Source organism: Paenibacillus sp. D9, assembly GCF_001188365.1.
Classification (GTDB): domain Bacteria; phylum Bacillota; class Bacilli; order Paenibacillales; family Paenibacillaceae; genus Paenibacillus_O; species Paenibacillus_O humicus.
On sequence record NZ_JZEJ01000001.1, the window covers coordinates 4443727 to 4463587 of the forward strand.

Consider the following 19861-nt stretch of genomic DNA (forward strand, 5'->3'; position numbering starts at 1 on the left):
GGGACTGCCTCTTTGTCGTTTCATCTCGCAGGGGGCTTAAAGGGCCGGTCGTCCGGCTGGAACCCGGAACCGGAAACGCGTTCCCGCGCCGGGCACGCTCTCGACGACGACATCTGCCTCGCTGCCGTAGACGAGAAACAGCCGGCGGAAGGTGTTGCGGACGCCGGTATGCGACCGGAAATAAGGGTCCTTCGACTCGCCTTGTTCCGCAATCAGCTGACGGATGCGACGAAGCACGTCCGGCGGCATGCCGGTGCCCGTATCTTGAACGTCGACCTCCAGATGATTCTCCTGCAGGGACACCTTCACGGTGAGCTTGAATTCGTCCGCCGTCATGTTGGGGCTCCAGCCGTATTTGATCGCGTTCTCGAAATACGGTTGAATGCTGAGCTTCATGACCTGCACGTCCATGGCCGCTGGATCGATGTCAAACATGGCGCTTACCTCCCGGCCGTTCCGGTAATAATGGATGGTCAGGAAATTACGGATGTATTCCAGCTCCTCGCGGAGCGGCGCCCAGCCGTCATCGTTCCGGACCGTAAAGCGCATCATGCGCGAGACCGACTGCACCATGTCGCCAACCGCATCGCCGTTGTTCCGGGAAGCGTAGGAATCGATCGTTTCGAGCGTATTGAACAGGAAATGCGGATTGATCTGGGCCTGAAGCTGCAGTAGCTCGCGCTCCTTTTCCCGCAGGTTGGCCTGGTACACTTCGCGCTCCATCCGCTGCAGCTTCTCCAGCGTCTTGTTGAAGCTGCGGATCAGGTAGCCGATCTCGTCGTACCGTTCGCCCTGTGGAATCGGCACGTACTTGCCCTGCCCCAGATTCAGCATGCCGGCCTTCAGCTTGTACAGCGGACGCAGAAGAACGCTCATGACCGGAAACGCAACGATGAGTGCCGTTAGCAGGCTGAGGACCGCAATCAGCAGCGACAGTTGAACCGTCTGCCGCACCGCTTTATTGATCGTATTCAGGGGCGCGGTCCAGACGACCAGCCATTGGCTGTCGGGTAGCGCGGCGTAGCTGGCTTGGTATTCGGTAGGGCCGGAGCGGAAAAGGAACGGCTGCTTCGACCCTGCTTGATCGACCAGTGCGGATTTGAAATCGCGCATGACGCCGGAATCGACCGGCGTCTCCGACACAGTGGCGCCGGTTTGGGTGTGTATCAGGATCACCTGACCAGGCTGGCCGGTCTGCTCGCCCCGGAGCATGCTCTTGATCCGGTTCTCCTGGATTTCCACGACGAAAACGGCCCTCGTTACGCCGGTATCCGTGTCCAGGATGGGCCGGACATAGGAGAACGTCGTATCTTTGCTGTAGAGCACGTACGGCATGGCGTGCGGCTCGCTCAGCGCATTCCGGTTGATCCGGAACGCCTTCCGGTACCATGGGTCTTCGCCGAAGGCAAAGGCCGGATCGAGCTGCCGCTGATAGGAGTCGAAGTACACTTTCCCCAAGCGGTCCAAGTAGAGAACGCTGATCACTTCGGGGTGGAATTGCAGCGAGCTCCGGACGAGCGGCCGGAACCGCATGAGATCCTCCGCCTGCTCCTTCAGCCAGCTGTCCGGCGTACCCATGTAATGGACGAAGGCCGGCGTGCTGAACAGGGGGTCGAAGGATTGATTCAGGCTCTGGAGGTAGGCGTTCAACTCCGTCGATACGAAATCCACGTATTGCGATGAGATGGAGCCGGAATACGCCGTTCCCGAGCGGAACATGAACGTATTGGAGTTGTAACCGACCAGGGTTATCGGGATGATGGATATAAGGATCAGCAAGACGAACAGCTTGAATTTCAAGCTAAGCCGGTTTACGATACGCATGACAAAGGCGGGCATGGCCACGTGAGGACCTCCTGGCGTGTGACGTACTCCAGCTCAGGTTGGCCGGAAGGAGCAAGTTCGATTATGAAAATCTGTGTGGTCGACGACGAACGGGAGGTCCGGATGAGCATTCTTCAGAAGCTGAATGCGCTGTTTCCGGACGACGAAATATTTGACGCCGAATTCGGTCATCAGGCGCTGGAGCGGATTGAGATGGTACGCCCGGATCTGACCTTCCTGGATATCCGCATGCCGGAGATCGGGGGGATCGACATCCTTAAGCGGCTGAAAGCCAGTTACCCGGCCATGCATGTGGTCATTATATCAGGGTACGATGATTTTGAATACGCGAGGCAGGCGCTGCAATCCGGGGCATCGGACTATCTGCTGAAGCCCGCGGACCGCGTACAGCTGAGGGAAATCGTCGACAGGGTCCGAGACTCCCTGCAGATGCTGCTGCTCCAGGACATGCGGCAGCGGATCGACGCCGCAAGCATTCCCATGCTCGCCGGTTTCCGGATCGTGCCGCAGGAAGCGGGAATATGGTTCGACGAAAGGCTGTGGAAGGCGGTTTCCTTCGAGCCCCGGGATATGGAACCGGCGAGTCCGCGCAACGGCGAAACCGGCCTGGTCTTCGCCTTCGCCCTGGAGGACGGAACGGAAGGGGCCGTCGTCGGCATGACAGTAGAGCCGGCGTCCGGAGGCTTCCGGGAAAAGGCGGCATTCCTACCGTCTTTTCTGGCCGAATACCGGAAGCATCGGGCCCGCATGTTTTTTCATTCGCGTCCGGCAGCGGACAACGGCGGCCGCTCGGGCAAGGAATGGGCGCGCCGGGCTGCCGCCTGCCGGGAGCGGATCGTCCTGCATGCGCGCGGCGGCGATTACGGAGAGCTGGAGCGTGCTTTCGAAGAATGGATGGACAGCCTTGGCCATCTGGATTATAACGCCCTGGAGCACCAGTGTGCCTTTTTGATGGCGCTTCTGGACGAAGGGTTGACGAAGAAGGACATGCTTATCGTCGACGAGGATACGCTGCGCTACTGGCAGCAATGGGTGTCGAACCATGCCTCCTGGGAAGAACTTAAGCAGCGGTTGCAGCGAATCGTTCTTGGCGGCGTAAAGGCTATCCAGGACGTGGAGCGCCAGGAGCGCTCGGAGCGGGAGCAGCCCCCCGGCAGCTGGTTTCAGCAGGCCTTGGCGCTTATCGAGAACTCCACCGACATGAACGTCAGCCTGGAGGCGGTCGCGGATGCGGTGAACGTGCATCCCGTCACGCTGAGCCGGATGTTCAAGCAGCAAATGGGCGAAAATTTTGTCCGCTACCTGACGCGAAAAAGGCTGTCGTATGCCAGGGAACGCCTGCTGCGTACGCCTAAAAAAATCAATGAAATCGCCGAAGAGACCGGTTACGCGGATCATGCCTATTTCAGAAGCCTGTTCAAACGGGAATTCGGCTATTCGCCCTCCGAGTTTCGCAGGCAGCATGGAATCGACGGGGTGCCGGAGTGATCAGGATGCCGTGCGGAAGAGGGACAGCCGGAGTGAAACGATGGAGAGTCGGATGGATTACGCTGCTGGTTGCTTCGCTGCTGCTCGCAGGGTGCAGCCAGTCAGGCGGCGGCGGGCCCGAGGAGCAGCCCTCGGCGCCGCGTCCGCTGCGGGTGTTGTACGCAACGGTTGAAGCCGGCTCGGAGGCCGTGATTGCGGCGACCGAGCGCTATCAGGCCATCACTGGCCAACCCGTTGAAGTCGACACGTTTCCTTACAACAGTCTGCAGGAAAAGGTGTTTTCGGAGCTCGCGCGGAAAAGCGGCCAGTATGACCTCATGGCCGTGGATACGCCTTGGATGCCGCGGATTCTTCCTCATCTGGAGCCCCTTTCCGCCTACATCCGGAGCGCGAACCCGCCAATCCGCGTAGACGATTTTATCGCCAAGGTGTTTCTGGATACGTCTGTTTTCGATTCCATCCAGTCGCGCCAGCAGCCGCCCGCCATGGACGTCGTCGATGTGGACCGCATCCAGAACGCCGGCTTCGATATTTGGAGCCTGCCCATCCAATCCAATGTGCTGACCGTCAGCTATCGGAAGGATTTGTTCCTCGACTCGGCCAACCGTTCCGCATTCCGGGAGCGGTACGGCCGCGAGCTCGAGGTGCCGCAGACGCTGGACGAGTACCTCGATCTGGCCCGTTTTTTTACGCGCGACACAAACGGGGACGGAACGGTCGACTTGTACGGCACAACGCTGATGGCGGGCATGAGCGAAGCCAATTTCGTCGATTTCAAATCGTTCCTGAACGTATATGGCGGGGAGCTGTTCGGCCACAATATGCGGCCGGTCTTCAACTCGCCAGCTGGTGTCCGGGCGCTGGAGACGTACGGCGATTGGATCCTCAAGGACAAGGTGACGCCTCCCGGCGTAACGGGGTACACCTGGGACGAGGTGGAGATTGCCTTCGGCTACGGGCAGACGGCGATGGGGATGAATTATCACGACATGAAGCTGAACCCTAAGGTGCAGGGTCAGGTGGGCTCGTTCATGTTGCCCGGCGTGGAACGGAACGGTACGATCATAAGGGGACCCCATTTCGGCTCGTGGGGGCTGGCTGTCAACAAGTACTCCCGGCAGAAGCAGGCGGCCTTCGACCTGGCTGCCTACCTGGCGGGGGTTGAGGCTCAGCAGGGCTACCTGAAATACCGCCACCATGTGACGCGTATGTCGGCCTATGAGGCGGCACGGCACCTTGGGGACACGTCACTGCGGGAATATTACGACGTCCTGGGAGCGTCGCTGCGCGTCGGCGTGGGCCGGCCGCGCATCAAGAACTACAATCAGCTGTCCGAAGCTGTGCAAACCGCAGTCCAGAGCTACCTGTCCGGCAGGCAGTCGGCTAAGGCAGCGCTGGACCAGGCGGTGGATACGGTCTCGCAATTCATGATCATGGAAGGCTACTGAATGAAGTGCCGGGTTCGCGAATCGTTCGCGGACCCGTTTTTTTTTGTCAGGGTCCTCCAGCTAAAAATTTCCCCCCGCGCGGTTAAAATCGTCGGCTACAGCCGCTTCCCCGGTCCCGATATACTCAGGATACGAATCGTTCGCAACCGTCAGGTTCGACAAAAAAACAAAAAAGCGGGGGAAGCAGCATGAAGAGAAAGTCGTGGACAACCGCAGTCGCGGTTCTGCTCGTCAGCGGGCTGGCGCTTGCCGGCTGCGGCTCGGCAAAAACAACTACGTCGGCGGCGGAGGTCACCTCCAAAAACTACAGTGCGGATGCATCCGGACCGCTTACGATCAATCCGAACATCCCGGACCTGCCGGTGCAGGACATCGGTCCGAACGGTGAGAAGGCGGTGTCCGCCAAGGAGCTGAAGCTCACCGAGGATGAGCTCAAGAAGATCAAGGACGGCCATTACACGGCCGCCATCGTCATGCATTACTCCGGCACCGACTATATGAACGCGGCCGTCGGCGCCATGAAGAACACCTTTGAGCGGATGGGCATCAAGGTGGTTGCGGTAACGGACGCCCAGTTCAAAGCAGAGAAACAGGTGAACGACATCGAGACGGTGCTCGCGAAGAAGCCGGACGTCATGATTTCGGTTCCGGTCGATGCGGTGTCGACGGCCGGCGCCTACAAGAAAGCCGTTCAGCAGGGCGTCAAGCTGGTGTTCATGGACGGCGCGGCGCAGGGCATGAAGCCCGGCAAGGATTACATCAGCATCGTTTCGGGCGACAACTACGGCAACGGCGCGCTCGCGGCGGACATCATGGCCGAGAAGCTCGGCGGCAAGGGAAAAGTCGGGGTCGTCTTCCATGACGTCAACTTCTTCGTCACGAAGAACCGCTCGGACGCCTTTGAGAAACGAATGAAGGAAAAATATCCGAACATCGAAATCGTGGCCCGCGGCGGCATCACGGATCCGAACAAGGGCGAAGAGGTCGCTTCGGCGATGTTGACGCGCCATCCCGACATTCAGGGAATCTTTGCCCCATGGGACGTGCCGGCCGAAGGCGTTATGGCGGCCGCCCGGACGGCCGGCCGGAACGATCTGATCGTGACGACAGTCGACCTCGGCACGAACGTAGCGATTTCGATCGCGTCCGATGGCCTCGTCCGCGGTCTCGGCGCCCAGCTGCCTTACGATCAGGGCGTGGCGCAGGCGATTCTGGCGGGCTACGCGCTTCTGGGCAAACAGGCGCCCGCGTACGTCGCGTCCCCGGCGATCAAGGTGACGAAAGAGAATGTGCTCGACAACTGGAAGCTGATTTACGGTCAGGACGCACCGGACAGCGTGAAGAACGCGCTGAAGCAATAAGGAGCAGAATCAGGCGAAAGGCCGCACCCGGGCGGCCTTTCCCGCCATCCCACAAAGAAGGTGAGTGCGAATGGATCAACCCGTGCTGGAGATGACGAACATTTCCAAGGCGTTTAACGGCATTACGGTTCTCGACGATGTCAGCTTCTCGGTGAATAAAGGCGAGGTTCATGCGCTGATGGGCGGCAACGGGGCAGGCAAATCGACGCTCATGAAAATTCTCACCGGCGTGTATTCCGCCGACAAGGGCGAAATCCGGATCGAGGGCAAGCCCGTTACGATTCACAGCTATGAAGATGCGAGGGCGAACAACATCTCGATGATCTTCCAGGAGTTCAGTCTGATCCCCACGCTCACGGTTGCACAGAACATCTTTCTGACGCGCGAGACGAAGACGGCGATGGGGCTGCTGGACGACAGGGACAACAAAATCCGGACGGCGAAGCTCCTGAACGACCTGGGCGTCGACATCAAGCCGGACGATGTCGTGCAGAACCTCGGCGTCGGCTATTGGCAGATGACGGAAATTGCGAAAGCGCTATCGCAGGAAGCGAAAGTGCTGATCATGGACGAGCCTACCTCGTCGCTGACGAAGACGGAGACGGAAGTGCTGTTCTCGTTCATCGAAAAGCTGAAGGCCAAAGGCTATGCCATCATTTATATTTCGCACCGGATGGACGAAATTTTCAAAATCTGCGACCGGATCACGATCCTCCGGGACGGCCGTAAAATCACGACGGAAGTGATCAAGGAGACCAACCTTGAATCCGTTATCCAGCATATCGTCGGCCAGTCCTTCAATAAGGCGTTCGAATGGGTGGCGCGCGACTACGCGAAGGAAGCGGCGCCGGTGCTGGAGCTGCTCGGCGTCTCCTCGGGCGAACGCGTCCGGGACGTGAGCCTGAGCATCCGGCCCGGCGAAATCGTCGGCATTGCCGGTCTAATGGGAAGCGGGCGGACGGAGCTGCTTCGCACTATTTTCGGCATCGATCCGATGGACGGCGGCGAGATCCGCATCAACGGCAAACGACGCACCATTCGCAGCGCGACCGATGCCATTGACGCGGGCATCGCGCTTATCCCGGAGGACCGGCGCGTGCAGGGTCTGGTGCTGCAGCACAGCGTGCGGGACAACATGATCCTGCCTATCATCCGGAAGATGAAGAAAGGCCCCTGGCTTGACGACCGCAAAGCGAACGACGTCAGCAAGCGAATGGTCGAACGGCTGAAAATCAAGACGGACAACATTTTCAAAACGAGTAACCTGCTGTCGGGCGGCAACCAGCAAAAGATCGTTCTCGCCAAATGGCTGGCGAACGATCCGGATGTTCTCCTGCTCGACGAGCCGACAATCGGCGTCGACATCGGCGCCAAAACCGAAATCATCGACATCGTCCGCGAAATGGCGGAGAGCGGTAAAGCGGTGCTGGTCGTTTCCTCCGAATTGCCCGAGTTGCTGGCGCTCAGCGACCGGGTGCTGATCATGCACGAAGGCCGGCTTATCAAGGAATTGGAGCGGCAGGACATTCACACAGAGGAGGAGCTTCAGTATGCCATCCAAGGGTATTGAACCGGCGAAGCCGGCCCCGTTCGCGGGACTCAAGGGCTTCGAATGGCGCAACTATATCGTCTATATCGCATTCATCGGCGTGCTCATTTACTTCTCCGTCACCCTGTATTCGGACGGCTTTATGACGACGGGCAACCTGCTCAACATCGTGCGGCAGACGGCGACCATCTCGCTGATGGGTCTGGCGATGACGTTCGTAATCAGCACGGGCGAGATCGACCTCTCCGTCGGCTCCATCGCTGCCTTGTCTTCGCTGACGGGCGCCCTGGCGGTTTCGCACGGCTTCGGCGTCATCGGCGGTCTCATCGCCGGACTTGGAACCGGCGTTCTTGTCGGGCTGGTCAACGGCATGCTGGTGACGAAGGCGGCCATCCCGTCATTCCTCGTGACACTGGGTACGATGGGGGCGGTTAAGGGTCTTGCCATGTGGGTCACGGACACGGCGCCGGTACCGATCGTCAACGATACGTTCAACTTTATCTTCGGCTCGGGCGATATAGGTCCGATTCCGGTTCTGCTGATCTGGACGCTGGTGTTCACGGTCATCGCCCACGTGCTGCTCCGCAAAACGTCGTTCGGTCGGCAGACGCTGGCCACGGGCGGCAATGAGACCGCAGCCCGCTTTTCCGGCGTCAAGACGATGCGGATCAAGCTGCTCGTCTTCCTTGGTACCGGCTTGATGGCCGGTCTGGCAGGACTGCTCTATGCGGGCCGGATGAACGCCGGGCGGTTTTCCTTCGGCGAAGGCGACGAGCTCTCGGTCATCGCCGCGGTCATTCTCGGCGGCACGAGCCTGTTCGGCGGCGTCGGCACGATCATCGGAACGGTCGTCGGCGCAATCATGATCGGCACGATCAACAACGGCTTAATCATCATGGGCCTCGACGTCTCCCAGCAGATGATGATCAAGGGCCTTATCATCATCCTTGCCGTGATGTTCGGCAAAAAGGCGATCAAGAAATGACGGCCCCCAAAATTCGGGCGGGCGTCATCGGAACCGGCTTTATCGGCCCGGCGCATATCGAGGCCATGCGCCGGCTCGAATTCGTCGAAGTCATCGCCCTCGCCCAGAACGGCGAAGAGATGGCGCGGGAAAAAGCGGCACAGCTTGGCGTGCCGCTTGCCTATGGCGATTATCGGGAGCTGCTGGCCCATCCAGACATCGACGTGGTGCATAACTGCACGCCGAACCACCTTCATTTCGAGATCAACAAAGCCATTATCGCTGCGGGCAAGCATGTGCTGTCCGAGAAGCCGCTGGCCATGACAAGCCGCGAGTCGGCGGAACTGCTTCGCCTGGCGCGCGATCGCGGCGTCGTGCACGGCGTCAATTTCAACTACCGGCAATACCCGATGATGAAGCAGCTGGCCGAGATGGTAAAGCAAGGCGAGCTTGGCCCGATCCATCTCGTGCACGGCAGCTACTTGCAGGACTGGCTGCTGTTCGATACCGACTATAATTGGCGGCTCGACCAAGCGATCGGCGGAAGGTCGCGGGCAGTCGCGGACATCGGCTCGCACTGGTGCGATACGGTACAGTATGTGACAGGCAAGCGGATCACGGCCGTCTTCGCGGATTTGTGGACGGTCCACCCGGTCCGGAAAAAGCCGATCGCGAGCGGTGCAACGTTCGGCCTGCAGACGGACGGCGGCGAAACCGCCTACGAAGAGGTGCCTGTCAGCACCGAGGATTGCGCGTCGGTGCTCGTCCGGTTCGAGGATGGAAGCAAGGGCTCCTTTACGGTTTCCCAAGCCAGCGCAGGCCGTAAGAATGCGCTGAGCTTCGAGTTGAACGGCAGCCGAAAATCCGCTTATTGGAAACAGGAGGAGCCCGCCAGTCTGTGGATCGGACACCGGGACAAATCGAACGAAGTTCTGATGGCGGATCCTTCGCTGTTCCTGGAGGAAGCTCGGACATCCATCCACCACCCCGGCGGGCATACGGAAGGCTGGCCGGATTCGCTGAAGAACATGATGCTTCAATATTATACATTCATCCGCGATCGTAAGGACCCGCGCAAGGACCGGCCGAACTTCGCTACTTTCGAGGACGGACACCTGTCCATGCGCATTACGGACGCCATCCTTCAGAGCCACGAAGAGGAACGCTGGATACGCGTAACAACCTAACCACCAAGGAGGGACTCATTATGATGAAGGCGGTTGTTTTTCCGGGAGACAAGAAGGTCGAAATAAGGGAAGTTCCGATTCCTTCGCCGGGCGGCGGCGAAGTGCTGATCAAGATGAAGGCGTCCGCGATCTGCCGCAGCGATATGAGCCTGTACTACGGCAGCGATGCGGTGGTTGGAGGAGAAGCGGCCAAATCCGGCTGCATCCACCCCGGTCATGAACCGGCGGGTGAAATCGTGCAGGTGGGCGAAGGCGTAACCCGCTTCAAGGAAGGCGACCGCGTGGCCGTGTACCTCGCCGTCGGCTGCGGCGAATGCGCGCACTGCAAGAGCGGCTACCGGATGTTTTGCCCGGAATGGAAATGCATCGGCTTTGACCAGCACGGCGGCGACGCGGACTACATGGTCGTGCCGGCTGAGAACTGCATGCGCATCCCCGACCGCATGAGCTACCTGGTGGCAGCGGTATCTACCGATGCGGTCGGCACGCTGTACCACGCGCAGAAGCGGCTGGCCATCAGCGGCCGCGACACGCTGGTCATCTTCGGCATGGGCCCGATGGGGGGCGCCGGCGTCATGGTCGCAAAGGGGCTCGGCGCTACCGTCATCGCCGTCGACATGCTGGACGAGCGGCTGGAGGTCGCCAAGGAACTGGGTGCCGATTATGTCATTAACGGCAAGGAAGACGTGCTGGCCCGAGTGATGGAGATTACGGGAGGCCGCGGCGCCGATGCCGCGATCGACTGCTCCGGCAGCCCGCACGCGGAAAATACGGCACTGAACGCCCTGAGGCCGCACGGCCGCGCCGCGTTCATCGGCGAATGCCGCGAACTGACGATCCATCCCAGCAATCAGTTGATCCGCAAGCAGGTCACCGTTATGGGCTCCTGGTATTTTCCCATCTTCGAATATGACGAAATCACGAGGTTCATCATGGAGAAGGGCCTTCCGGTGGAGAAGCTCGTTTCCCACACGTTTCCGATCGGGGAAGCGGAGACCGCGTTCCGGATGTTCGACGAGCGCAAGACGGAGAAAGCGGTCTTTGTCTGGGACTGACGCGGGCGTACAAGAAGCAAGACTACCCTTCCGAGAGGACGTGTACCGATGAAAGGACTTTCGTTCAATACCTGGGTGTACAGCAGCTTCCCCGTATGGGTTCCGTCGTATCCACTCGAGGAGACGATCCGGCGCATAGCGGGCTTCGGCTATGATGCGATTGAGATCGGCTGCGCCAGCCCCCACGCCTGGCCCCCGCATCTCAACGCCGAACGCCGTCGGGACATCCTCGCCCTGCTGCGCAGGGAGAAGCTCGCCGTCTCGTCGATGCTTCCGGCGCCGGGCGGCGGACCGGGCAACAACCCGAGCTCGCCGGTAGCGGAGGAGCGCGCCTGGGTCGTGGAGCATTACAAGGACATTCTCCGGCTGGCCCACGATTGGGAGTGCCCGACCGTCATCTATCTGGCCGGCTGGGCCGTGTTCGGCACGTCGCAGACGGAGGCCTGGAATTATAGTCTCGAGGCGCTCGACCAGATTGCGCCGTATGCGAAGGAGCTCGGCATCACGCTCGTGATCGAGCCGACGCCGACGGACAGCAACCTGATCGAATCGGCCGACGACGCGATCCTGCTCGCCGAGCAGTCCGGCCACGACAACGTGAAGCTGATGTTCGATACGATTCACGCCCTGTACCGCAACGAGGTGCCGAGCGATTATGTATACCGGATGGGCGACAAGCTGCACCATGTCCACATCTCGGACAGCGACCGTCTGCCGCCCGGACACGGCCGCGGCGATTTTGAAGCGGTGCTGCAAGCGCTGAAGGACATCAATTACGGCGGTTACCTCGCCGCCGAGATCGGCTTCCACAGCCGCCAGTCCGAGCCGGATTGGTATGCCAAGGAGAATATTCGGTCGCTGAAGGCCATCATGGAGAAAATCGACTGGAAAATCGGATAAGGACAAATGGATGATTGCGAAAAAAATGAAATAAATCGAGACACGGGGAACATTTTATTCTCTTGGAGTCTTCGGCTAAAATCAAAAAAACGCGCCTGAACCATAGCGGTTTTGCGCGTTTTTGTCGGGACGGATACGAATACGGTGTCAGGACGGAATGTTCATAGCGGTCTGAATGTTTTTCAGATCGAGCTGAATTTGCTCTGAAATATGGTAGGGATGGTATAGGCCCCGCTGCATCATGTAGGTTGTTATCTTTTCATGGGAATCTATGGCTTCGTCGAGCTGTTTCATCAAAATCTGCTTGATTTCGGGGGTGGCACATTCGGTCACGGCCATGGCGTAGTTTCTGACTCCGCTCTTGGCGTTCATCAAACAGTCCATTGCAATCACGTCATCGGTCAGCGAATGAAGCCCTGTCATGTGTTCTAATATTGTGTTCATGTTTTTATCTCCTATAAGGTCGATTTAGACAGCACTCCACTGAGCTCCTGAAGCTGCTGCTGGGATAATTGTGCGTCTTGCTGCAAAATTTGCATGAGTTCCGGGTCGGTTACCAGAGCTTGAAAGGTTATGGTTTTGGTCATGCAGACCGTCTTGAACGCAGCCATTTCATGAACCTCCAGCATCTCATGCAAAGCGTAATTGGAATTCATTCGGATGGTCCTCCCTTGTATCTATCCATATTCAAGGCTTTAAGACGACTTTGATGCAGTTGTCCGTTTTCGTATCGAACACTTCATAGCCGCGCTTGGCCTCGCTGAGCGGAATGACGTGCGTAATAATGTCTCCAGGGTCCACTTTGCCCGACGTAACCAACTCGTACATATACGGCATGTAGTGAATGACCGGAGCTTGTCCGGAACGGATATTCACGTTGCGCTCCATGATGTCGCCGAGCGGGAATCCGTTATAGCGTCCGCCGTATACCCCAGTGACTTGGATGGTCCCGCCTTTACGGACAGCCTGAGTCGCAATGATAAATGCGCTCATGGTGCCGCCTTGCAGTTTCAAACCGCTGGCCAGAAATTCGAGATCGCTCATCTTTCCGTCCATTCCTACCGCATCAATCACGACATCGGCGCCGCCTTTGGTCATTTCCTTGAGATTGTTGCCGATATTCTTATCCTGTTCGAAGTTTACGATTTCCACATTGTTTGTTCGCTTAGCATGCTGTAAGCGGTAATCGACATAGTCGACGGCTATGACCCGCTTTGCTCCTTTCAGCCAGCAGAATTTCTGGGCCAGAAGTCCGACCGGACCGCAGCCGAGCACGATGACCGTATCTCCATTCTTTACGCCGGCGTTATCTACGCTCCAGAATGCCGTCGTCATGGCATCGGCGATCAAGCTTAGCTTTTCGTCCGGTTGTTCGCAGTTTTCGGGAATCTTGAAGTGGGTAAAGTTTGCGAACGGGACTCGCAGATACTCGGCTTGCCCGCCAGGGTATCCGCCGGTTGTTCCGGAGTAGCCGAAAAATGCGCCCATATCCCCGTTTTCGTTTGAATTGTCACATTGGCTTTCCAGCTGATTTTTGCAAAAAAAGCATTCTCCGCATGCGATGTTGAACGGGATGATCACACGGTCGCCTTTTTTTACCTTTGTCACGCCTGGGCCTACCTCTTCTACGATCCCCATCGGTTCATGCCCGATGACGTAGTTCTCCTGAAGGTTAGGGATCATCCCGTGAATAAGGTGAAGGTCGGAACCGCAAATGGCGGAACTGGTGATCTTTACGATCATATCGTCCGGTTTCTCAATCTTCGGATCCGGCACCTCTTTGACCAAGACATTTTTAATCCCTTGATACGTTACCGCCTTCATGCTTTATGTCCTCCAATATGTTCATCTGGGGTCCGATCAAACATCCCTTTACGCGACGTATCCTCCGGGAACAAATTCATCTGCCCGATCATGACCGTATTTTTCGCCGAAAGCTGGTCGAGTTGGTACTGTTCGTTCAGCTCGTAAGGATGGAACCATTTTTTGCGAATCATGAGCTCCGTGATTTCTTGGTGCATAGCAATCCCCTGATTAAGATGATTGCGCAGCAGAGCTCTTACATCCGGAGAAGCCGTTTCCGTCAGGGCGATGGACAAATTTCGCACACCCTCCTTGGCACGAAGAAGGAAGTCCATTGCAAAAGTCATATCTGCCATTTCCGGCATATTTAATGAATTAATCGGGTCTAGATGATCAGTATTCATTTGCGTTCCCCTTTAATGTGTTATAGGTGTGGGGCTATTCGGAACTGGCGCTTGGAAAGGAGCTCTTGCGTAGATTGCTTGCAGCTCGGAGATTTGTTGTGTGGATTGAATGACGTCTTTCTGCATTAAAGCTTTCAGCTCTTGGTCAAAGACCAAGCCTTGCATAAGCTTTGACTTGGCGATGCAGAGCGTTTTAAAGTTTAAAGCTTCATGCAGTTCCATCGATTCGTGCGGCGCTAGCGTTGGCGTATTCATTGAGAATTTATCCCCTCCTTTTTTTCACTACGTTAGATTTTCCAATTCATCGGATCCTATTCTAAAAAGGATTGCCGGAAATGTAGGGTCGGATAATTCCCATGCAGGCGTAAGAATATAAACAAAATTTCAACCGCATACTTAGTTCTGTTTAAGTGGCTGATCTTTGCTCAAGGAAGGAGGAATCACCTTGCCCAATGAAAAGAAAATGGCTCTAAGCACCGAAAACGCAAGAAAACCGGCAGAAGGCGCACTTGACTCGAGCGGCAATGCGCTGGAGCAGCATGCATCTAACGCGGTTTCTGAGGTGAAATCGGCTTTAAATCAAGCGATAAGCTCGATAAGTGAATCTAATGCGGCAACAAATTCACAAGCCCTGGAGACGGCCCGGCAGCAATTGACCCAAGCAGAGGAATTTTTAGATCAAGCGCAAACTTCGGCAAACGCATTGCGTCTGCCGGACCAACAATAAAAGGGTAGTTTTCTGAACTTACGCCGATAATTATAAGCAGACTGCGGAAATGGCCTCCTTTCAAGGAGACCTTTTGCACGTCGGCGGACGCGCTTGATTGGACGGACCCGCGCCGCGAATCTTGACAAGCGAGAGGGAGGCCCTTAAGGGGGCCTCCCTCTTTCTTCTGCTTAACCGAAGTTCTTCAGCACCACAGCGCGGCGCAAGCAGGAGCGCAGCAGGGCAAGCCGGGCGACGTCCCGGGGCATTTCCGTAAAAAATTTTATTACCCGGGCACTTGAAGCCCCTCATTCAGTCATATATAAGTGATAGCAGTTCGAACCTGTTGAGGAGGATTTTATTCATGACGTTGCCGAGTGAAAGGTATTTCGGAAAGCTTGAGGCGGTTTTTTTATTTTACGGAGCCATGCCTACAGGCGTTGCTGTTTCTGAAACCGGACGAGTTTTTATTTGTTTTCCAAAATGGGGAGACGATGTTGAATTTACGGTGGCTGAAATCGTTTGCGGAACCTTGCAGCCTTATCCTAGTTTAGAAGCTAATTTGGCAAGCCAATCGACAATCACAACGTCCTTCATTAGTGTCCAAAGTGTCTTTGCGGATGGAAAGGGAACGCTTTGGGTACTGGATACGGGGGCTCCTAATTTTTCAGAACCCATCAAAGGGGGGGCGAAGTTAGTCGCTGTCGATTTAAATACAAATACCATAAGAAGCGTATTTACATTTACAGAGGATGTTGTCCTGCCAACCACTTATCTGAATGATGTCCGATTTGATTTTCGTGTTGGGAAATCAGGTTATGCTTATATAACGGATTCGTCTACCCGAGGACCGGGGGCCATTATTGTCGTTGATTTAGAAACGGGATATGCCTGGAGACGGTTGAACGGGGCAAATTCAACTTCGCCCGATCTCTTTTTTTTACCGAAAGTCGAAGGCGAAATCCTGATGAACCGCAACAAAGATGGATCTACTTCACCCTTTAGATTAGCCTCGGATGGTATAGCGATTTCCCCGGACGGCAAGATTTTGTATTTTTGTCCTCTCTCCAGTCGACAGCTGTACTCGATTTCAACGGAAGTCCTAAGAGACCGAACGATACCGGATATGAATGTACAGGATCACGTGAAGTATGGGGGAGAAAAAGGAGCTTCAGATGGAATGTTCACCGGTGCAAAAGGAACCCTTTATGTTGGAGATTATGAAAACAACAGTATTCGAAAGATATTGCCCAACGGCATCATGGAAACGATCGCACATGATCCGAGAATTTTATGGCCGGATACTTTTGCGATTGGTCCAGATCAATACTTATATTTCACCGTGAACCAATTGCATCGGCAGGCCAGATTTCATTATGGATATGACCTGCGGCAGAAGCCTTATAGCTTGCTCCGTATGAAAATAGACGAATCACCTGCTCCTGCCTTTTAATAAGGACTTCGCTCTAGGAAGTTGACTCTATTTGCCTAGAAGGGTTTCTGCTTTCTACAGATCATACATCCAGAAGGTCCTACGGGAGCAGACCTATTCTTTTCCCGCCATGAAGGAACCGGAACGCCTGCTGCTGAACGGTATTCACGATATTACAAGCTATAACAAAGCCATTTCTACTATTAAAGCTAAATAGATGCCGGGAACGGAGGTGCGCTTGCGCATCTCCGTTTTGATCTGTCCGCAAGCCCGAACGCCGGGGCTGCCTCTAAGGTTCCCATCATGAAAAAGTAAAAATATTTTCAAATCGGTCATTTCCAAGGCTTATTCCCTTCGGCGATCTTCGGTACGATTTGTACAGAGATCGATAATGATGAAGGGGTGCGAGCCATGAACAATACCATCCTGAAGACGGCCAGGAGCAAGCCGAAGCCGCGCGTCCGTTCAGCCGCCCGGCGGAGGGAGACGCTCTCGGGCTACATCTTCATCGGACCGATGTTTCTGGGCTTGTTGATCCTGACGATCATCCCGACGCTCCTTACCTTTATTCTCAGCTTTTCGGATTGGAGCTTTATTTCCGGCGTCGACAAGCTCAAATTCACCGGCTTTAAAAACTTTTCCAGGCTGTTCGACGACGATGTCTTCCTCACCTCGCTCAAGAACAACCTCTGGCTGCTGCTCGTCGTCCCTATCCAGCTGATCATCTCTCTGGTCCTCGCGGTCATCATCGACAGGCTGGTCTACTGGAAGGGCCTCTTTAAAATCATCTTTTTCATGCCGTATATCTCCAGCATCGTGGCCGTCTCGATCTGCTTCCAGCTGCTCTTCCAGCCGTCCTACGGTCCGATCAATCAATTTCTGCGTTCCCTCGGCGTGAGCAGCCCGCCCACCTGGCTCGCGGATATCCGTTATGCCCTGCCGTCCGTCATGATCATCATGGTCTGGGTAGGAATCGGGTTTTGCCTGATCGTCTATATGGCCGCTCTGCAGTCCATCCCCAAGGATCTATACGAATCCGCGGACATCGACGGCGCGGGCGCGTGGACCCGGTTCAGCCGGATCACCTTACCCCTGGTGTCGCCTACGACGTTTTTCCTGCTCGTCACCGGGTTCATCAGCTCGTTCAAGGCGTTCGACATCATCAAGGTATTGACCGAAGGAAAACCGGCCTACTCCACCTCCGTCGTGACCTACTACCTCTATACGACGGCGTTCGAGAACCTCAAGACCGGTTATGCTTCCTCCATGGCGCTGATCTTGTTCGGCTTTGTCCTCTTGATTACGCTGTTCCAGCTGTACGGGCAAAAGAAATGGGTCAACTACTGATCGGGGTGACGACATATGGATAAACAGAAAAGAGGCGTCCGGACGGCCGCCACGATCGCAATGCTCATCATAGGCGCCGCCTTCATCACGCCGTTCCTGTGGATGATTTCGGCTTCGTTCAAGCCCGAGATCGATGTGTTCAATTATCCGATCGAATGGATTCCGAAGCATTGGAACCTCTATGGCAATTACCGCGAGGTGTGGTTCGGCGAGCATCCCTTCGGCACCTATTATTGGAATACAATCAAGGTAAGCGCGCTTACGACGGTCGTATCCGTCCTGGTGTCGAGCATGGCCGCCTATGGATTCGCGCATGTGGATTTCAAGGGCAGGAACGTCATGTTTCTCGTCGTGCTGATGACGTTCATGGTGCCGAGCTATTCCATCATCGTGCCGCAGTTCCTCCTCTTCAGATGGCTGCATCTGTTCGACAGCCACCTTGGCCTGATCGTGATCGGCTCCTTCAGCGCCTTGGGCACCTTCATGCTCCGCCAGTTCTTTCTCGGCATTCACAGGGATTACCTGGAGGCGGCCAAGCTGGACGGCGCCGGGCATGCCCGCATCTTCCTGCAGATCACGCTGCCGCTGGTGAAGCCCGCGCTGGCCACTTACGGCATCCTGCGGTTCATCTGGACCTGGAACGACTATGCCAATCCGCTCATCTTCCTGCGCAGCGACCGTCTCTCGACGATTCAGCTCGGCATCCAGAAATTCGCTTCGGAGAGCGGAGTCTACTATTCTCTCATCATGGCAGGGACCGTATCGGCCATCCTGCCGCTTATCGTCATCTTCGTCATCGGGCAAAAGCAGGTCATCGAAGGCATCGCGATGGGCGGCGTAAAAGGGTAAAAATAATTCCGGATCAGTCAAAATAGTAGCTCTGATCACGCTCTGGACTATGGTAAGTTTTGATTGTCAAAAAAGAGATGCACCTAAACCGGGAGGTTGAAAAATGAAAAAGAAATGGTTGTCGGCCGCTGCGGCCGCGCTGCTGGCGACAGGCCTGCTGTCCGGCTGCGGCGACGGATCTGCGAACGACGCAGCTTCGCCCAAGCAGGCTGGCGGCGCGAGTCCGAGCGCCACCGCTCCTGCCGTCAAGGAGCCCGTCTCCATCAAATTCCTGGGCTGGGAAAAGGCATCCGTCTATCAGCCCGCCATCGACGCCTTCCAGCAAGCGAATCCCGATATCAAAGTCGACTATGTTCCGCTCGTCGAGAACGATTCGAACGAAACGATCAAGAAGATCGATCTGATGTACGCTTCGGACGACGATTTTGACGTCTTTACGCTGAACTCTGCCCCGGCCTTCGCCCAGCGCGCCGCGAGCGGGATGCTGGAGCCGATGGACGGCTATCTGGCCAAGGAAGGCGTCAAATACGAGGACGAGTACAAGGCGGAGCAGCAAAAGCTGGACGGCAAGCGTTATTCCCTTCCGGGAAAGTTCGGGCCGTGGATGATTCTTCTGAACAAGGAGCTGCTGGACGCGGCGAACCTCGAGGTGCCGAAGAGCTGGACCTGGGATGAATTCCGGGACTACGCCAAGAAGCTGACCAAGGGCGAAGGGGCGAGCAAGACCTACGGCGCGCATTTCCATGAATGGAAGGACTACTTCCTGCTGAAGCTCTATAGCGCATCGACGGATCAAGGCATCATGAAGGACGACGGCCAGACGCTCAATGCCGACAACCCGCTGATGAAGCAGTCGCTCGAGCTGCGCTACGAGATGGAGAAGACGGATAAATCAGCGACGCCTTATCAGGACGTCATTACGCAGAAGATTCCTTACCGCAATCAGTTTTTCCAGCAAAAAGCCGCCATGCTCCCGACCGGACCGTGGATGGTAGCCGAGGCCGGCGGCACCGACAAGATTCCGGCGACATTCGTATCGGCATTCGCGCCTTGGCCGACCAACGCGGCCGGAGACGACGTCTACTCGTTCGGCGGCGCCGATCCGCTCGTCATCTCCTCCCATTCCAAGCACAAGGAAGAATCCTATCGCTTCCTGCGCTATCTGTCGACCGAAGGAATGGCGCTGACCCACCAGTTCTCGGCTTGGAAGAAGGCCGACATCAATCAGGAGGTCGACCGGATCGTGAGCGCGACGCAGTCGCCGGACAAAATCGACAAGGCATCGCTGATCAACGTCCTGAGCGTGACGAAGCTGCCGATCCCGCCGATTACGGTGTCCTACGCAGGCGATCTGGAGAAGGCTTATATCGCGGAAGCGGACACGTACATGCTCGGCAATAATGACATCGATAAGACGATGGCCTCCATCAAGGCGAGCCTGCAAAAAATTATAGATGCAAACAAGTAGCTCCAAAATTATAATGGGGGGGAGGATGCTCTTGCGGCATCCCCTTTTCCATCTT

At 56.4% G+C, this 19861-nt stretch carries 19 protein-coding genes; 13 read left to right on the forward strand and 6 right to left on the reverse strand.

Annotated elements, in window-relative coordinates; genetic code table 11:
• Positions 1–36: 36 nt before the first annotated feature.
• Complete coding sequence (locus VE23_RS20020; RefSeq protein ID WP_049869806.1) at positions 37–1839, reverse strand: cache domain-containing sensor histidine kinase; 1803 nt, start codon at positions 1837–1839, stop codon at positions 37–39.
• 69 nt (positions 1840–1908) lie between these two features.
• Between VE23_RS20020 and VE23_RS20025 the strand changes: the two genes are divergently transcribed.
• From VE23_RS20025 to VE23_RS20065, 8 genes are all read left to right on the forward strand, one after another.
• Positions 1909–3333 (forward strand): response regulator, encoded by a 1425-nt coding sequence (locus VE23_RS20025; protein WP_049868873.1) that lies wholly within the window; start codon positions 1909–1911, stop codon positions 3331–3333.
• A 32-nt stretch (positions 3334–3365) separates the two neighbouring features.
• Positions 3366–4781: an ABC transporter substrate-binding protein gene (locus tag VE23_RS20030; RefSeq protein WP_049868874.1), complete on the forward strand. Its 1416-nt coding sequence runs from the start codon at positions 3366–3368 to the stop codon at positions 4779–4781.
• 188 nt (positions 4782–4969) lie between these two features.
• Complete coding sequence (locus VE23_RS20040) at positions 4970–6142, forward strand: substrate-binding domain-containing protein (RefSeq protein ID WP_049868877.1); 1173 nt, start codon at positions 4970–4972, stop codon at positions 6140–6142.
• A 70-nt stretch (positions 6143–6212) separates the two neighbouring features.
• Positions 6213–7712 (forward strand): sugar ABC transporter ATP-binding protein, encoded by a 1500-nt coding sequence (locus VE23_RS20045; RefSeq protein ID WP_048745597.1) that lies wholly within the window; start codon positions 6213–6215, stop codon positions 7710–7712.
• Entirely contained in the window at positions 7693–8676 is a 984-nt protein-coding gene (locus VE23_RS20050; RefSeq protein WP_049868878.1) for an ABC transporter permease, read from the forward strand. Before VE23_RS20045 ends, VE23_RS20050 begins: the two co-directional genes overlap by 20 nt.
• On the forward strand, positions 8673–9842 hold the full coding sequence (locus tag VE23_RS20055; RefSeq protein ID WP_021878547.1) for a Gfo/Idh/MocA family protein: 1170 nt from the start codon (positions 8673–8675) through the stop codon (positions 9840–9842). Before VE23_RS20050 ends, VE23_RS20055 begins: the two co-directional genes overlap by 4 nt.
• A 20-nt stretch (positions 9843–9862) precedes the next feature.
• Positions 9863–10897 carry a zinc-dependent alcohol dehydrogenase family protein gene (locus VE23_RS20060; RefSeq protein ID WP_232317002.1) on the forward strand — a complete coding sequence of 345 codons (1035 nt, stop codon included), beginning with the start codon at positions 9863–9865 and terminating at the stop codon, positions 10895–10897.
• 48 nt (positions 10898–10945) lie between these two features.
• A complete protein-coding gene (locus tag VE23_RS20065) occupies positions 10946–11797 on the forward strand; it encodes a sugar phosphate isomerase/epimerase family protein (RefSeq protein WP_049868880.1) in 852 nt (283 codons plus the stop codon).
• 147 nt (positions 11798–11944) lie between these two features.
• Here VE23_RS20065 and VE23_RS20070 read toward each other — a convergent pair whose 3' ends face one another.
• The 5 genes from VE23_RS20070 to VE23_RS20090 are packed head-to-tail and all read right to left on the reverse strand — an operon-like array spanning position 11945 to position 14259.
• Entirely contained in the window at positions 11945–12241 is a 297-nt protein-coding gene (locus VE23_RS20070; protein ID WP_048747009.1) for a spore coat protein, read from the reverse strand.
• An 11-nt stretch (positions 12242–12252) separates the two neighbouring features.
• Positions 12253–12453 (reverse strand): hypothetical protein, encoded by a 201-nt coding sequence (locus VE23_RS20075; protein WP_021878552.1) that lies wholly within the window; start codon positions 12451–12453, stop codon positions 12253–12255.
• A 31-nt stretch (positions 12454–12484) separates the two neighbouring features.
• Positions 12485–13621 (reverse strand): zinc-dependent alcohol dehydrogenase, encoded by a 1137-nt coding sequence (locus VE23_RS20080; protein ID WP_021878553.1) that lies wholly within the window; start codon positions 13619–13621, stop codon positions 12485–12487.
• Positions 13618–14004, reverse strand: coding sequence for a spore coat protein (locus tag VE23_RS20085; protein WP_049868881.1), 387 nt, complete (start codon positions 14002–14004; stop codon positions 13618–13620). The genes VE23_RS20080 and VE23_RS20085 overlap by 4 nt, the downstream gene beginning before the upstream one ends.
• A 12-nt stretch (positions 14005–14016) precedes the next feature.
• Positions 14017–14259: a hypothetical protein gene (locus VE23_RS20090; protein ID WP_021878555.1), complete on the reverse strand. Its 243-nt coding sequence runs from the start codon at positions 14257–14259 to the stop codon at positions 14017–14019.
• A gap of 190 nt (positions 14260–14449) precedes the next feature.
• Between VE23_RS20090 and VE23_RS20095 the strand changes: the two genes are divergently transcribed.
• From VE23_RS20095 to VE23_RS20115, 5 genes are all read left to right on the forward strand, one after another.
• Positions 14450–14731, forward strand: a complete 282-nt coding sequence (locus VE23_RS20095) for a hypothetical protein (protein WP_049868882.1) — start codon at positions 14450–14452, stop codon at positions 14729–14731.
• A gap of 343 nt (positions 14732–15074) precedes the next feature.
• Positions 15075–16163 (forward strand): L-dopachrome tautomerase-related protein, encoded by a 1089-nt coding sequence (locus VE23_RS20100; protein ID WP_049868883.1) that lies wholly within the window; start codon positions 15075–15077, stop codon positions 16161–16163.
• Positions 16164–16553: 390 nt separating this feature from the next.
• Positions 16554–17489: a carbohydrate ABC transporter permease gene (locus VE23_RS20105; protein ID WP_049868884.1), complete on the forward strand. Its 936-nt coding sequence runs from the start codon at positions 16554–16556 to the stop codon at positions 17487–17489.
• A 15-nt stretch (positions 17490–17504) separates the two neighbouring features.
• On the forward strand, positions 17505–18338 hold the full coding sequence (locus VE23_RS20110) for a carbohydrate ABC transporter permease (RefSeq protein ID WP_049868885.1): 834 nt from the start codon (positions 17505–17507) through the stop codon (positions 18336–18338).
• Positions 18339–18441: 103 nt separating this feature from the next.
• The gene (locus VE23_RS20115) at positions 18442–19806 is read left to right on the forward strand and encodes an ABC transporter substrate-binding protein (protein ID WP_021878561.1); all 1365 of its coding nucleotides are present in this window, start codon (positions 18442–18444) and stop codon (positions 19804–19806) included.
• The last annotated feature ends 55 nt before the right edge of the window (positions 19807–19861 follow it).